This is a genomic window from Pseudomonas sp. NY11955 (genome assembly GCF_048068035.1).
Taxonomy (GTDB): domain Bacteria; phylum Pseudomonadota; class Gammaproteobacteria; order Pseudomonadales; family Pseudomonadaceae; genus Aquipseudomonas.
Genome location: NZ_JBLUPS010000004.1, coordinates 266,990 through 281,341 on the forward strand (window position 1 = coordinate 266,990; position 14,352 = coordinate 281,341).

The window sequence follows — 14,352 nt, forward strand, 5'->3', positions numbered from 1 at the left end:
TGTCGTTGTGCGGATCAGTTCCAGTGCAGGGCGAAGCAGTCTTCGTCTTCCTCGACGTTGCCGCCGAGGGTGATCACGTCGATCAGCATTTCCTGCACGTCCCATTCACGGCCGAGCTTTTCTTCCACCGTGGCGCGGTGGATTTCCAGGCGTCCTTCGGCCTGCACGCGAATCATGGCCGGCTGGTGCTGCACCTGGGCATGCGGGTTGTCCTGGGTGATGGCCTCGACGATGTAGCGGGCGCTGTCGTTGTCCTGGAAGGCGATGTAGACGAGGGAATTCATGCGGCATCTCCACTGAGGCCGAGTTTTTTCAGGCGTGCGCCAAAGGCGCTGTCACAGGCATCCAGCGCGTCGCGGCCGGGCCCGGCCTCGGCCAGCGGCAGCAGCGCGTGTACGGCTCGGTCGCGCCATTGGCTGACCCAACCGTCGATCAGTTGGCGGTTGTGCGGGCTTTCGGCAACCACGGTCTTGACCAGGGCATCGACCCAGCGCTGGCTCTCGGCGAACCACAGGCGCATGAACTCGGTGAGCATGCCCAGCTGCCCTGCCCCGGCGGCCACCAGTTGCGCGTCGAAGTGCTCGAACAGCAGCGGGTACAGCAAGCCGTCGCTGACCAGGTTTTGCGCCAGGCTCAGCTCGAACCAGTCGCGTAGCACCAGGCTGTCCTCGACATAGCGGCGCAGCCCTTGCCAGGCTGGCTCGTCCAACCAGCGCTGCTTGGCGTCGGCCAGCAGCGCCAGGCCGTCGTCCTCCAGCAGCAGACCGATGCGTGACAGGTACTGGGCAATGGCCAGGCGGTCCATGGCGTGGAACATGTGCATCTGGGTGACGCTGGTGCCGAACGCGTCGGCGGCGATGCCGCTGTTGTTCATGTTGGCGCCCAGCTCGGCATGGCGCAGCGGCAGCAACAGGCGCGCGACCAGGGCACGGGTTTCGCTCGGCAGGCTGGCCAGCAGCTCGCGCTTTTCGCAAAAGGCAAAGCTGTGCTCGGCGTTTTCCTGCATGCGCGCCCGGGCCTGCACGTAGGTGCCGTAGTAGTACTGGCGCGGGTCGCTGACGGCGTACCAGTCGGCCATCCGCACGGCAGTGCGGCTGGGGTCGTTGAGCAGCTTGTCGGGCTGCCACAGCGGGCGGTAGTGGAAGTTGCTGGCGGCTTCGATGTCGAAGCTGGCTTCCTGGTAGCGGCTGGCCGGCTTGTCACCGAAACGGCGGCGGATGTGGCTGAAGGTCTGGCGGATCGGCTCGACCGTGGCCGTCTTGATCTCGATACTCATGCAAGGCGTCCTGTACTTGTTGTTGTGGGGATGCGATGCGCCGGCAGGCGGCGCTTCACTCGTCTGCGTCGCGGCTTTCGCCATAGCGCCACTTCTGCATGTCGGCATCGACGGCAGCGGCCATGGCGGCATCCATGTGGCACACCCGGTTGCTGGCGCAGAAGCTGGCGAAGGCCGTGCGCGGCAGGACCAGTTCGACGAACAGGTCCGGGTAACCGATGGCAAAGTCGAACTCGACGAAGGCCGCGTCCGGCTCGCTGCGAACGCGGACATAGCGCGGCATCTGTTCGAAAGAAGGGGTGGCTGAGGTCATGCGCTGGTGCTCCGGCTGGACGTGCCAAGGGCTAGAGCAACGGCTGTGCCAGGCGCTTGAAAATCAACGATGCTTTCATTCAAGCCATTGTTTTATATGGATTCTAATTTCCATGTCCGCTGCCATTAGATGCGCCGGCGCGTGCGCAGAAGCCTGCCCATTTGATCATTTGCTCAATCGGCCCAAGGCGGATGGAGCAAATGGCAAATGCGGCCAGCGATTGACTTTTGCACGGCTTTCAGGCGGTTTAGAAAAGAGAGCGACCCGGGCCTTGCCTGCAACACCGTGGTCGTTTCAGCGTGACCGATAAACCCGCCTTGCCTGAGCGGGTGCACGCCAATTCCCCATACAACTACAAGCAAGGGGCGCAAGCGAATGATTACCCAGTACAGGGCGCCTGAACCTGCACCGGCGCTGAAAGACCTGACCGAACGGGTACGGTTCGAAGGCACCGAAGGCAAGATCTGGTTGGACGAGCAGCGCATGCTGCTGGTGCAAGCCGCGACCATGGCCAGCATGCGCCGCGAACTGATCGAAATGCTCGGTGTGGAACGGGCCAAGGGCTTCTTCCTGCGCCTGGGCTACCAGTCAGGCCTGAAGGACGCCGAGCTGGCCCGCAAGCTGCGGCCCAACGGCAACCCGGTGGAAATGTTCTTCATCGGCCCGCAGCTGCACTCGCTCAAAGGCATGGTCAAGGTGCGTCCACAGCAACTGGAAATCGACCTGGACAACGGCCACTTCTACGCCGACATCGAGTGGCAGGATTCCTTCGAGGTGGAGAACTGCCAGTCAGAAGGCCTGCATTCCGAACAGCCGGTGTGCTGGATGTTGCTGGGCTATGCCATCAGCTACAGCTCGTTCTTCCTTGGCCGCCAGGTGCTGTACAAGGAGGTCAGCTGCCGCGGTTGCGGTGGCAGCGAATGCCGCATCATCGGCAAGCCGGTGGAGCAATGGGACGATGCCGAAACCTTCTTGCGCTACTTCCAGAGCGACCCGGTGATCGACGAGCTGCAATCGCTGCAGGTGCAAGTGGCCAACCTGCGCCAGCGCCTGCAATACGAGTCGGGGCAGTTCTACGGCATTGGCCAGTCGGCGGTGTACCGGCGCTGCTGCGCACTCACCGACAAGGTCGCACCCGGCAAGGCGTCGGTCTTGCTGCTGGGGGAAACCGGGGTTGGCAAGGAAGTGATCGCCCGCAGCCTGCACCTGCGCAGCGAGCGTGCCGGCGCGGCGTTCGTCGCGCTGAACTGCGCGACCATCCCGCCAGACCTGATCGAGGCCGAGCTGTTCGGCGTCGAGAAAGGCGCCTACACCGGCGCCCAGCAGGCACGCATGGGCCGCTTCGAGCGGGCCAACGGCGGCACGCTGTTCCTGGACGAAATCGTCGAGCTCACCCCACGCGCCCAGGCCAGCCTGCTACGCGTGCTGCAGGAGGGCGAGCTGGAGCGTGTCGGTGACAGCCGTACGCGGCCGGTGGACGTGCGGGTGATCGCGGCCACTCACGAAAACCTCGAACAAGCAGTCAAGGACGGGCGTTTCCGTGCCGACCTGTTCTACCGGCTGAACGTGTTCCCGGTGCACATCCCGGCGCTGCGTGAGCGCCGCGAAGACATCCCGCTGCTGATCGAACACTTTCTCGGCCGCCTGCACCAAAGCTATGGCAAGAAAACCCGCGGCCTCAGCGACCGAGCGCTGCAGGTGTGCCTGCAGTACGACTGGCCTGGCAACATCCGCGAGCTGGAAAACCTGATGGAGCGCGGCGTGATCATCACCGACGAGAACCAGAGCATCGGCCTGGATGCGCTGTTCCCGCATGCCCCGCCGGCTGTCGACAGCATCGGCCTGGGCAGCGATGGCCGGCTGGTAGCGGCCAGTGAGCAGGCCGCGCCCAGTTGGGTGGCGCAGATTCTCGACAGCGGCACTGGCCTGGATACCGTCGAGGAAGCGCTGATGCAGGAAGCCATGCAGCGCTGCGGGCAGAACGTTTCTGAAGCGGCGCGCTTGCTCGGCGTGACCCGCCCTGCCCTTGCCTACCGGCTGAAGAAAGCCCCCGACAAGCCTTGAGCATTTGCGCAATGGCGCTGGCGTGGGTTGATCAAATGATCGAGCCCGCGCCAGCCTTCAGCCCCTGCCTAAACGACAAAACTGTCTGATATCAGCGTGTTACCAACCTGGCATTGCATTTGCTCAAGCCTTTGCACCGCAATAACAACAACGACCGGTGAGGCAACCATGACAGTAGCGATATCCCATTCCCCCGACGTGCAGGCCTTTTTCGCCAAGGCGGCAGGCGCTGACAACGACCAGGGCAACCCACGCCTGAAGCAGGTCGTGCTGCGCATTCTGCAGGACAGCGCCAGGCTGATCGAAGACCTGGCGATCAGCGACGACGAGTTCTGGCAGGCGGTCGACTACCTCAATCGCCTGGGTGGCCGCAACGAAGCTGGCCTGCTGATGGCGGGGCTTGGCCTGGAGCACTTCCTCGACCTGCTCAGCGATGCCCGCGACAGCCAGGCCGGCCATGCCGGCGGTACACCGCGCACCATCGAAGGCCCGTTGTACGTGGCGGGCGCGCCGCTGTGCGAAGGCGAAGCACGGCTGGACGATGGCCGCGACCCAGGCCAGCCAATGCTGCTCGAAGGCCAGGTACTGGACGTGCACGGCAACCCGCTGGCCGGGGCCATCGTCGACGTGTGGCACGCCAATACCCAAGGGCTGTATTCCTACTTCGACGCCAGCCAGTCCGAGTACAACCTGCGCCGGCGTATTCGCACGGATGCCCAGGGCCGCTATCGCGCCCGCAGCATCGTGCCCAGCGGTTATGGCTGCCCGGCCGACGGGCCGACCCAGGCCTGCCTGGACCAGTTGGGCCGCCATGGCCAGCGACCCGCGCATATCCACTTTTTCATTAGCGCACCGGGGTATCGGCACCTGACCACGCAAATCAACCTGGCGGGGGATGAATACCTGTGGGATGACTTCGCCCATGCGACCCGCGATGGGTTGGTGGGCGAGGTCGAGCAGCTTGAGGACGGGGTGGCGCGGGTGCTGTTCGATTTTTGCCTGCAGCCGGCGGCCTGCGCCGATGACGAGCAGCGCAGCCAGCGGCCTCGGGCTTTGCAAGCAGGCTAAAGGCCTACGCGGTATCTGTAGGAGCAGCCTTGTGCTGCGAAGAGGCCATTGCAGCCGAAGATGATCTTTAGCCCTACCGGCCTCTTCGCAGCACAAGGCTGCTCCTACAGGCACGCTCACCCCCGGCTATCGCCAGGCAACACCAATCATTGGCGCCATCGGCCAGCCTGCACTAGCGTTGTGCTACCAGCCAGCCCCAACGTTCATGCGGAGCCTTCACCCATCATGCCGGACCTGCGCCCGAACCCGACGCTGTGCCTGGACTACCGTGCCGAGCAGTCGATTCACCACGCTTTCCTCGAGCAGGCCAGCCGCTGCCCGGATGCCACCGCCATCGTCGCCCCGCACACCACCTGCAGCTACACCCAACTGCAGCGGATCAGCCAGGGCATTGCCGCATTTCTGGTAGCAAACGCTGCCAGCGCCTCCGATCGCGTGGTCATCGTCGCCAACCGAGGCCCCGCCCTGGTGTACGCCATGCTCGGCTGTCTGCGCGCCGGCCTGGCCTTCACCGTGGCCGACGCGGCCTACCCCGCCGCGCGCATCAAGCAAATCATCAGCACCCTGACGCCTGCCGTGGTCCTGCGCTGTGGCGAGGCAGCCGTCGACGCCGACCAGCTCATCGTCATCAACGTGCCCGAAGCCCCGGCCGAAGCACTGCGAGCCTTCCCTCAGCAAGCCATCGCGCTGCCCGCTGTCAACCCCGAACAACCGGCTTACATCACCTTTACCTCGGGCAGTACCGGCGAGCCCAAGGGCATCGTCACCCACCACGCGCCACTGGTGCACTTCATCGACTGGCATGTGCGCCAGCACGGCTTCACCCAGGCCGATACCTTCTCGCTGCTTTCCGGGCTGGGCCACGACCCGGTGTACCGCGACGTGTTCACGCCACTGTCACTCGGCGCGACCATCGCCTGCCCGGCCCAGTCGACCCTGACCGACCCGTCACAGCTGGCCAGCTGGCTTCACCAACACGGCGTGAGCGTGATCCACCTCACCCCGCCACTGGGCAAGCTGATCGAAACCGGTGCGCACATGAATGGCCAGGTGCTCGACCCACTGCGCTACCTGTTCTGGGGCGGCGATGCGCTCAGCCTGGCGCTGTACCAGCAGATCCGCGCCATCGCGCCGAATGCCGTCCAAGTGAACTTTTACGGCACCACCGAAACCCCGCAAGCCATGGCCTTTCATACCCTCGACCCGGATGCGCTCAACGCCCGGGTGCCATTGGGCAAGGGCATTGCCGATGCGCAATTGCTGGTGGTCAACCCAGACAACCAACTGGTCAGCGAAGGTGAAACCGGCGAAATTCTGATATGCAGCCCCTACCTGTCGCTGGGCTACTGGAACGACCCGGCGCTGACCGAGGCCAAGTTCATCGCCAACCCCTTCACCGGCCGCGCAAGCGACCGCTGCTATCGCACCGGTGACCTGGGCACCTACCTGGCCGACGGCAGCGCCAGTTTTCTGGGGCGTGGCGACAGCCAGGTGAAAATCCGTGGCCATCGTATCGAGCTGGCGGAAATCGAGAACGCCATCACCCGTCACCCACGCATTGGGCAATGCGTGGTGGTGGCCCACCAGGACGGTGCGTCGACCCGGTTGATTGCCTATTGCGTCGCACCGCAGGCCACCCGGGCCGACGAACTGCGCCAGGCGCTCGCCGGCCAGTTGCCGGACTACATGGTGCCGGCGCTGTTCGTGTTCCTGGATGCCTTGCCGCTCACGCCCAACGGCAAGGTCGACAAACGCGCCCTACCCGCCCCCTTCGACGACGGTGCCGACCAAGCGCTGTCCCCGCTGGCCGAAAAGCTCAGCACGGCCTGGGCACGCATCCTCCAGGTGCCGCGCCTGGACGCCAGGTTGAGCTTTGTCGAGCTGGGCGGCGACTCGCTGTCGTTCGTGCAAGCCTCGCGGGTACTGGAGGAACTCATAGGCCACCTGCCGGAGCGCTGGGAAACCCTGCCGGTGTGCCAGCTCGCCGAACTGAGTGCGCCGCCAAAGGGTGTGTGGCGGGTAATGGAAATGCCAGTCTTCGTGCGGATGCTCGCCATCATCCTGATCGTGGTCGGCCACCTCAGCGAGTTCGACCACTGGCTGATCGTCGGCGAAACCTCGGTACTGTTCCTGGTCTCCGGCATCAGCCTGGCGCGCTTCCAGCTCAAGGCCATCGAGGAACGTGGCGATGCGCGCACGTTGTTCAAGTCACTGGCAGCCATCGTGGTGCCGACGTTGCTGTACACCGCGCTGATCCAGCTGGTATTCGACCGGCTGCACTGGCAATCGCTGCTGCTGGTATCCAACTGGTTCCCGGCCAGCGAAGTCAGCCTGTTCAACTACTGGTACATCGAAGTACTGGTGCAGATGATCGTGATCATTGGCCTGGTGCTGTCGATCAGGCGCGTGCGCCAAGTTGTCGTTGCCGACCCGTTCCGCTGCCTGATCGTCGCTGCCTGTGCACTGGTGGCGCTGGACGTGCTCATCAACCAGTTCGTCTTCGACGCCAGTGCCCTGCTCCACCGGGTACCGCAGCACTTCCTGGCGGTGATGGTGCTGGGCATGGCCGTGCACCACGCCGACACCACCGCACGCAAGTGGGTGGCCAGCGCGGTGGCGGTGCTGGTGGTCGGCGAACTGGACCTGATGGCGGTGGCCGGTGTTGGCTGGCAGGCGTTCACGCGCTATGTCGACATCGCCCTGCCGGCGATGCTGGCGCTGATCTGGTTCCGCTCGGTGCCAGTCCCCGCCCTGGTTGCACGGGCAGGTGCGGTGATCGCTTCGTCAACCTTGTTTATCTACCTGACACATTTCCAGTTCCAGTCGGTGGCAGACCATGTGTCCAGGCACCCGCTGTTCGAGGTGACCCTGGCGCTCGCAGGCGGGGTAATGGTGGCCTATTGCTGGAACACCCTGTTGCGCCTGTTGTTTACCCGCGCCAACAAGCAAAAACAGGCACGCGGAGCAGACTCTGCCGAGCGCGCCACCTCTGCCTGAGCAGGCTTGCCGACACAGGAGCAGTGATTGCAAAGCCTGAAACACTCTGCCTAAAATGCGAACCATTAACATTTGCAAGCATTTTCAGGCGGCATGGATGAGCACCCCGGACGTAGCGTTCACTTCTCAAGTCAGCCAGCTATACCGGGCCCAGAGCAAATGGCTGCATAACTGGCTCAAACCGCGAGTCAACTGCAGCCACCTGGCCGCGGACCTTGTCCAGGATGTGTTCGTGCGCGTCATGTCTGCCGCCGACGCCGCCATAAAACTCGAAGCGGTACGCGAACCCAAAGGCTACCTGGCAACCATCGCACGCCGCCTGATGATCGACCACCTGCGCCGTGTGCACCTGGAACGGGCCTGGCTGCAGGTGCTCGCCGAGCAACCCGAAGCACTGGACATCTCCCCCGAACAACGCCTGGCCCTGCTGCAAACCTTGTTCGAACTCGACGCCATGCTGGCCTCGCTCGGACCCAAGGTGCGTGAGGCATTCCTGCTTTCGCAGGTCGATGGCATGCCCTACAAGCAAATCGCCGCCCAGCTGGGCATTTCCGAAGTCAGCGTGCGCCGTTACGTTGCCAAAGCGGCGGAGCACTGCATGATCTACAGCCTTGGCCATGGCCTGTGAGCATGAACCTGAATGCCGAGCAACGGGCTTCGTTACGCCAGGCCGCGCACTGGTTCAGCCAGCTCAACAGCGGCGACGTGCAGGCCAGTGACTACTCGGCCTGGCAACTGTGGCTGAATGCGACGCCCGTCAATGCCTGGGCCTGGCAGCAGGCCGAGCAACTGCAAACGCGCATGGCGGCGACTGAAAACCCGGCTTCGACACGCGTGCTGGCGCTGGCGGCGCATGGCCGACACGCCAGCCGTCGGCGGGTGGTCAAGGCCGGCCTGGTGCTTCTGGGCGGCGGCGCTCTGGGCCTGGGTGGCTACCGGGAAGTGAAGCAGTCGCCATGGCTGGCAGACGTGCGTACCGGTGTGGGCGAACAGCGTTCGCTGATGCTGGACAATGGCATTGCGCTGGTACTCAACACCGCCTCGGCAGTGGATATGGGTGACGTACGCACAGCGCCGTGGCTACGCCTGCGCCAAGGTGAATTGATGGTGACCGTGCCGGCCCGCCAGGCCTGCGCAGTCGTCACCCGTAACGGCACCATCGAGGCCGGCGAAAGCCACTTTGCCGTGCGCCTGTTCGACGACAGCAGCAGCCTTGAGGTATTTGGCCAGCAGGCACAGGTGAGGCTGGCTTCGGGCCAAACCCTTCAGGTAGCGAGCGGCCAGCGCTGCCAGTTCAACGAACAGGGCTTCTCCTCGGTGGAGGCTGTCGCGCCGACAGCCGATGCCTGGGGCCGGGGTTTGCTGATTGCCAACGATCAGCGCCTGGACACGTTCATCAGTAACCTTTCACGCTACCGGCCGGGCTGGCTGCGCTGCGCGCCGTCGGTGGCAGGCCTACGCATCAGCGGCACCTACAAGCTGAACGACACCGACCAGATTCTGCGGGCACTGACCACGTCCCTGCCAGTGCAGGTGCAGGCGCGCACACGCTACTGGGTCACGATCACGGCGGCGTAAATAATTGCGCCCTGCCTGATCACTTTGCTGCGGCTTATCCGACTCATAGGTAACCCGACGCTTACCTACAAGAGAAACGCGAACATGACCCGCCGCTCCAACCCCAGGCCTTTCACTGCGCCAGGCCTGCGCACCTGCCTGATGCTGGCCGCCCTGCTCGGTGGGCCTGGCGCCGCCTGCGCCAGCCAAGCCCATGATTACCACCTGCCGCAAGGTGACCTGGGCGAAAGCCTGACTCAGTTCGCCGCGGCGTCCGGCATCGTGCTGTCGTTCGACACCCAGTTGACGCGCGGTAAACGCTCGCCGGCACTCGATGGGCGCTATGAGGTCGAGCAGGCCCTGCAGGTGCTGCTTGCCGGTACCGGGTTGCAAGCCATACGGGAAAGTGACGGGCGCTATTCGCTGCTGCAGGCCAGCGGCCAGGATGATGCGCTGGAGTTGGCCCCAAGCCGTATCGACGCATTGGGGCTGGGCATGGTGACAGAGGGCACCGGCGCCTACACCACGGGCGGTTCGAGCACTGCAACCAAGTTGCCACTGACCCTGCGTGAGACACCGCAGTCGGTCAGCGTGATAACCCGCCAGGTGATCGACGACCATGGTTCGCAAGACATCGGCGATGTATTGCGCAACACGCCCGGCGTTTCAGTCCAGGCTTATGACAGCGAGCGCATGGAGTATTCCGCACGCGGGTTTGCCATCACCAACTACCAGTACGATGGCATCAACACCATCTATGACGGGGTCTACGACGAGGGCGTGACCCATGTCGACATGGCCGCCTACGACCGTATCGAAGTCATCAAGGGCGCGACCGGCCTGATGACCGGCTCCGGTGACCCATCGGCTACGGTCAACCTGGTGCGCAAGAAGCCCACTCACGACTTCAAGGCTTCGATCACCGCCAGCGCCGGCTCCTGGGACAATTACCGCACCGAGGGTGACATCTCCGGTTCGCTCAACGACAGCGGTAGCGTGCGCGGTCGCCTGGTGGGTGCCTATCAGGACCGCAAGTCGTACCTGGATCACTACAAGCAGAAAAAGGACGTCTACTACGGCATTGTCGAAGCCGACCTGACACCCGACACGCTGCTGACCTTCGGCATCGACAACCAGGCCACGACACCGCGCGGGTCGTCCTGGACCGGTAACCCGACCTACTTTTCCGACGGCAGCCGCACCGACTTTTCGCGCGCGTACAACCCGGCAGCCGACTGGAGCCGCCGCGACTTCCAGTCCACCACCTACTTCACCTCACTGGAGCAGGCCCTGGCCAACGACTGGAAGGTCAAGCTCAGCCTCAACCACATGATCAGCGATCACGACACGCGCCTGGCGTCTGCCAGCGGCGGCAACCCGGACCCGGTTACTGGCGAAGGGATGTTCCTATACTGGGGGCGCTGGGAAGGCCACCGCGTACAAAACACCGCAGACCTGAATGTATCTGGGCCGTTCAGCCTGTTTGGCCGCGAGCATGACCTGGTGGCAGGCTTCATGACCTCGCATTCGCGGCAGACCGGTGATACCTACGACGGCAGCGCGTTCGAGATGGTGCCCGGCTCCATCTTCGACTGGAACGGCAAACTGCCCGAGCAGAACTTCCCGAAAAACGGCGACTACACCACCACGCAAAGCCAGAACGGCGCCTACGTGGCCACCCGCCTGCGGCCGACCGACAAGCTTTCGCTCATCCTCGGCACCCGCGTCAGCACCTTCAAGTACAACGATGATGAGGACTACTACCCAACCGCTTCGCTGAGCGACACCCACGCCAGCTACAAGGAGCACGGCGTGGTCACTCCCTACGCCGGCGTGGTCTACGACCTGGACGACACCTACTCGGCCTATGCCAGCTACACCTCGATCTACCAACCGCAAGTGTACAAGGACATCAATGGCGCGACCCTGGCACCGGTGGAAGGCGATGGCTATGAAGCAGGCTTCAAGGCCGCCTGGTTCGATGGCCGACTGAACGGCACCCTGGCATTCTTCCGTATCGAGCAGGACAACGTCGCCTCCAACGTCGGCACCAACCCGGTCACCAACGAAGGCATCTATAAAGCCATCGACGGCGCCACCACCAAAGGTGTCGAACTGGAACTGGCCGGCGAGCTGGCACCCGGCTGGAACGTCACCGCCGGCTATACCTATGCCCGTACCCGCGATGCCGACGACCAGCGGATTTTCGGTTTCCCGTTGGCAACCACCAAACCTGAACACGTGGTGCGACTGTTCAATACCTACCGCCTGCCAGGCGTACTCGACCCGGTCACCGTGGGCGGCGGGCTGCGCTGGCAAAGCGGCTTCTACGGCAACATCTACAGCCCGGTCGCCAATGACTACACGCGCATCAAGCAAGGCGGCTACACCCTGGTCGACCTGATGGCCCGCTACCAGTACAGCGAGCACTTGAGCTTCACGGTCAACGCCAACAACGTGTTCGACAAGGTCTACCTGACCGGGCTGGGTAACTTCGATACCACCTACTATGGCGAACCACGCAACCTGATGGTCACCACCCGCTGGGATTTCTAGAACACAGGATCAAGTTCGGGGGCTGCTGCGCAGCCCTTCGCCGGCAAGCCAGCTCCCACAGGGAGCCATGGGAGCAAAACCTACCCTGCCTGCACGATGATCTGGCTCTGCAGGTCGCGAATCATCGCCTCCAACGCCGGTTTCATGGCCGTGAAGTCTTCTGGTGTGCAAACCACATCCGCTCGGCTGAACTTGAAATGCCGTTCCACCACCACCGCATTGCCGTCCTGGGTATAACGCGCGCTGTAGTCGACATTGCCATCGTGCACCTTCACCGGCTTGGGAATCGCCAGCACGTTGACCTGGGCCGGGAACTCGAAGCGCGACGTTTCCACCGTGTCGTTGGAAATGCACACGAAGCTCTGGCTGCGGTCCTTTTCCAGGGTGAAGCTATACACATTCTGCGAGATACCGCCCGCCAAGCTGGTCAGGGTCGCCACGCCCACTGGCCCTGGCAGGTTGACCAGGTTTTCCGTGCGCCCATCCACGGTGCTGACGAAATCGCCATTGGCAGCGGGCGGCGCGACCTTGAACGAACCACTGCCGCGCTGCCCGTAGGCGGCCAGCACTTTTTCCACCAGCATGTCGCGGTCCGCCGGCTTCATCAGCTGCAAACCAAAGCGGCTCATCTCGCTGGCCCAACCCTTCACGGTGGAGACATTGGTGAAGTCGGCGGCGCCATCGGCCTTGACCTTGAACAGCAAATCACTGGAAACCTGGTTCAGTTGAATGGCTGGCGTCTTGCCGAACTCGCCGGTGGCCGTCAGCAGCACGCGCTTGTTCAGCACGGTCAACGGCAGGTAACCCGCCGCAATCGACGGGTCGGTCGAGTCCTGGTACAAGTCCAGGCTCGGCACATAGGTGATCACATGGTTCAGTACACCCAAGGTCGGCACTTTGGGGAACACATAGGCGTTGCCCTGGTTCACCAGCGCTGGCGTGCTCTTGATGCCTGCCGCGCTCAACAGCGCCTCCAGCAACGCAACATGGTCCTTGCAGTCGCCGTAGCGGTTGTCCAGCACGGTTTGCGCGGCATGCGGCACCACCCCGCCAGCACCGACATACACCGCCACATAGCGGATGTTCTGGCGCACCCAGTCACTGAGGGTCAGGGCCTTTTCCCGGGCAGTGGGCAAACCGGCGGTCAGGCGCTTCGCCAGTTCGCTGATCTGCGGCGTGACCTCGACCGTGGCCCTGGCCTGGTAGGCCTGGGCGAAGTCCTTGAACCCGGAGAACGTCGACACTGCCAGGTAGTGACCGTAATCCAGGTACGACACCGCGCCCGTCTCGATCCGTGCCCGCGCCGCCGGTACATAGTCCCAGCGATACACCGTACGGCCATCATCCGTGGCAGGCGGCGACGCCTTGAAGCCACGGGCATCGGCCTGCAGGGGCATGCCCTGGGGCAGCTCGTAGGTCAGGGAGAACTGCCCGACCGGGTAGAACTGCGGCACGGTGATGTCTTCGAACTGCCCGGGGAACAGTGGCGTCGTGCGGTTACGTTGGTAACGCAGCACCAGCCGGTCACCCACCGCAACCTCGGGGAAGATGACCACTTTGTTGACCGAGTCCTGGAACATCGGCGCCTGGGCAGACGCCTGCTCCTGCTGCTCCTTGATGTGCGCGGCATCCACTTGCACTTTGCGCCCGTCAGGCTTTTGCGTGTAGGCCTCGACCACCTCCAGCGTCTCCAGCGAACGGTTGTAGCTCAACGGGTGCTGGGCATTGGTCTTGATGGCGCGCTCTTCGTTGATCAGCATGACGCTGTCGACATCCAGACGGAAGCTGCCGTCTTTCTGCACCACGAACGTCTGCGCGATCTTTTCCAGGGTAACGGAATGGTCGGTGCCGTCGGTGAAGGCGTGGGCATGGCCGCACCAGGCCATGGTTACAGGCAGCAGAACAGCTGCCAGGCGAAGCAATTTCAGCATGGAGATCCTTCTCGATCAGCGGATTACAATCGACAATGATACGCATTGTCACCGCGTGATAGCAAAGTGATTACATGCTCTACCCTTGCGCGGCCAGTTCAGCCAGCACTTCGGACGCGGTGGTGACCTGACGGAAGTGGTGCTTCCACAGGTCGATACCCAGCTTGCCCGAGCGGTCCAGCGAAGAGCCTACCGTCATGTCTGTCACCAGCGTAGGCATCAGCCCCGCATCGAACAGGGCGAAGCCTGCGGCCAGCACGCAGGTTTCGGTCTGCAGCCCACACACCAGCACCCGTTCCACGCCCAGTTGGCGGATGTATTCGATGGCCTCGGCACTTTGCCCGTAGCCATGCTTGACGAACACCTGGTCGGCCTCGACCAGGCTTTCGTCCTCGGCGGCCGGGTGCCAGCCGAGCTGGCGCTCGAACGGCGTGACTTGTTCATCATGCAACTCGACCGAGGCAATGGTGGGGATGTTCGCCGACAACCGCCGCAAACCATCGACCAGCCACTCGGGCGGGCTGAAGGTGGATTGGACATCGACGATGAGCAAAACCTGGCGCATAGCTACTCCGGCCATCTGCAAAATG

Annotated in this window: 11 protein-coding genes; 6 read left to right on the forward strand and 5 right to left on the reverse strand. The window is 63.5% G+C overall.

Annotated elements, in window-relative coordinates:
• Positions 1-14: 14 nt before the first annotated feature.
• Genes ACNFBR_RS09850 through ACNFBR_RS09860 form a run of 3 tightly spaced genes read right to left on the reverse strand, consistent with a single transcriptional unit; the run spans position 15 to position 1,589 of the window.
• A complete protein-coding gene (locus ACNFBR_RS09850; protein WP_416734745.1) occupies positions 15-284 on the reverse strand; it encodes an MmoB/DmpM family protein in 270 nt (89 codons plus the stop codon).
• Positions 281-1,276: an aromatic/alkene monooxygenase hydroxylase subunit beta gene (locus tag ACNFBR_RS09855; RefSeq protein WP_416734746.1), complete on the reverse strand. Its 996-nt coding sequence runs from the start codon at positions 1,274-1,276 to the stop codon at positions 281-283. Before ACNFBR_RS09855 ends, ACNFBR_RS09850 begins: the two co-directional genes overlap by 4 nt.
• A 55-nt stretch (positions 1,277-1,331) precedes the next feature.
• Positions 1,332-1,589 carry a phenol hydroxylase subunit gene (locus ACNFBR_RS09860; protein ID WP_416734747.1) on the reverse strand — a complete coding sequence of 86 codons (258 nt, stop codon included), beginning with the start codon at positions 1,587-1,589 and terminating at the stop codon, positions 1,332-1,334.
• A 375-nt stretch (positions 1,590-1,964) separates the two neighbouring features.
• Between ACNFBR_RS09860 and ACNFBR_RS09865 the strand changes: the two genes are divergently transcribed.
• From ACNFBR_RS09865 to ACNFBR_RS09890, 6 genes are all read left to right on the forward strand, one after another.
• On the forward strand, positions 1,965-3,653 hold the full coding sequence (locus tag ACNFBR_RS09865) for a sigma 54-interacting transcriptional regulator (RefSeq protein ID WP_416734748.1): 1,689 nt from the start codon (positions 1,965-1,967) through the stop codon (positions 3,651-3,653).
• A 168-nt stretch (positions 3,654-3,821) separates the two neighbouring features.
• Entirely contained in the window at positions 3,822-4,721 is a 900-nt protein-coding gene (catA, locus tag ACNFBR_RS09870; RefSeq protein ID WP_416734749.1) for a catechol 1,2-dioxygenase, read from the forward strand.
• A gap of 225 nt (positions 4,722-4,946) precedes the next feature.
• Positions 4,947-7,718 carry an amino acid adenylation domain-containing protein gene (locus tag ACNFBR_RS09875; RefSeq protein WP_416734750.1) on the forward strand — a complete coding sequence of 924 codons (2,772 nt, stop codon included), beginning with the start codon at positions 4,947-4,949 and terminating at the stop codon, positions 7,716-7,718.
• Between the two features lie 97 nt (positions 7,719-7,815).
• Positions 7,816-8,346 (forward strand): sigma-70 family RNA polymerase sigma factor, encoded by a 531-nt coding sequence (locus ACNFBR_RS09880; protein WP_416734751.1) that lies wholly within the window; start codon positions 7,816-7,818, stop codon positions 8,344-8,346.
• Between the two features lie 2 nt (positions 8,347-8,348).
• The gene (locus ACNFBR_RS09885) at positions 8,349-9,296 is read left to right on the forward strand and encodes a DUF4880 domain-containing protein (RefSeq protein ID WP_416734752.1); all 948 of its coding nucleotides are present in this window, start codon (positions 8,349-8,351) and stop codon (positions 9,294-9,296) included.
• 84 nt (positions 9,297-9,380) lie between these two features.
• Complete coding sequence (locus ACNFBR_RS09890; protein ID WP_416734753.1) at positions 9,381-11,831, forward strand: TonB-dependent siderophore receptor; 2,451 nt, start codon at positions 9,381-9,383, stop codon at positions 11,829-11,831.
• An 80-nt stretch (positions 11,832-11,911) separates the two neighbouring features.
• On the opposite strand, the gene ACNFBR_RS09895 is transcribed toward ACNFBR_RS09890, so the two are convergent.
• Positions 11,912-13,762 (reverse strand): DUF3857 domain-containing transglutaminase family protein, encoded by a 1,851-nt coding sequence (locus ACNFBR_RS09895; protein WP_416734754.1) that lies wholly within the window; start codon positions 13,760-13,762, stop codon positions 11,912-11,914.
• A gap of 79 nt (positions 13,763-13,841) precedes the next feature.
• Positions 13,842-14,327, reverse strand: a complete 486-nt coding sequence (locus ACNFBR_RS09900) for an isochorismatase family protein (protein WP_416734755.1) — start codon at positions 14,325-14,327, stop codon at positions 13,842-13,844.
• Positions 14,328-14,352 lie beyond the last annotated feature (25 nt).

What these genes read in the sequence shown, in the direction of transcription:
- ACNFBR_RS09850 (WP_416734745.1), bottom strand. Translation starts at nt 284, where the DNA reads ATGAATTCCCTCGTCTACATCGCCTTCCAGGACAACGACAGCGCCCGC.
- ACNFBR_RS09855 (WP_416734746.1), bottom strand. Translation starts at nt 1,276, where the DNA reads ATGAGTATCGAGATCAAGACGGCCACGGTCGAGCCGATCCGCCAGACC.
- ACNFBR_RS09860 (WP_416734747.1), bottom strand. Translation starts at nt 1,589, where the DNA reads ATGACCTCAGCCACCCCTTCTTTCGAACAGATGCCGCGCTATGTCCGC.
- ACNFBR_RS09865 (WP_416734748.1), top strand. Translation starts at nt 1,965, where the DNA reads ATGATTACCCAGTACAGGGCGCCTGAACCTGCACCGGCGCTGAAAGAC.
- catA (WP_416734749.1), top strand. Translation starts at nt 3,822, where the DNA reads ATGACAGTAGCGATATCCCATTCCCCCGACGTGCAGGCCTTTTTCGCC.
- ACNFBR_RS09875 (WP_416734750.1), top strand. Translation starts at nt 4,947, where the DNA reads ATGCCGGACCTGCGCCCGAACCCGACGCTGTGCCTGGACTACCGTGCC.
- ACNFBR_RS09880 (WP_416734751.1), top strand. Translation starts at nt 7,816, where the DNA reads ATGAGCACCCCGGACGTAGCGTTCACTTCTCAAGTCAGCCAGCTATAC.
- ACNFBR_RS09885 (WP_416734752.1), top strand. Translation starts at nt 8,349, where the DNA reads ATGAACCTGAATGCCGAGCAACGGGCTTCGTTACGCCAGGCCGCGCAC.
- ACNFBR_RS09890 (WP_416734753.1), top strand. Translation starts at nt 9,381, where the DNA reads ATGACCCGCCGCTCCAACCCCAGGCCTTTCACTGCGCCAGGCCTGCGC.
- ACNFBR_RS09895 (WP_416734754.1), bottom strand. Translation starts at nt 13,762, where the DNA reads ATGCTGAAATTGCTTCGCCTGGCAGCTGTTCTGCTGCCTGTAACCATG.
- ACNFBR_RS09900 (WP_416734755.1), bottom strand. Translation starts at nt 14,327, where the DNA reads ATGCGCCAGGTTTTGCTCATCGTCGATGTCCAATCCACCTTCAGCCCG.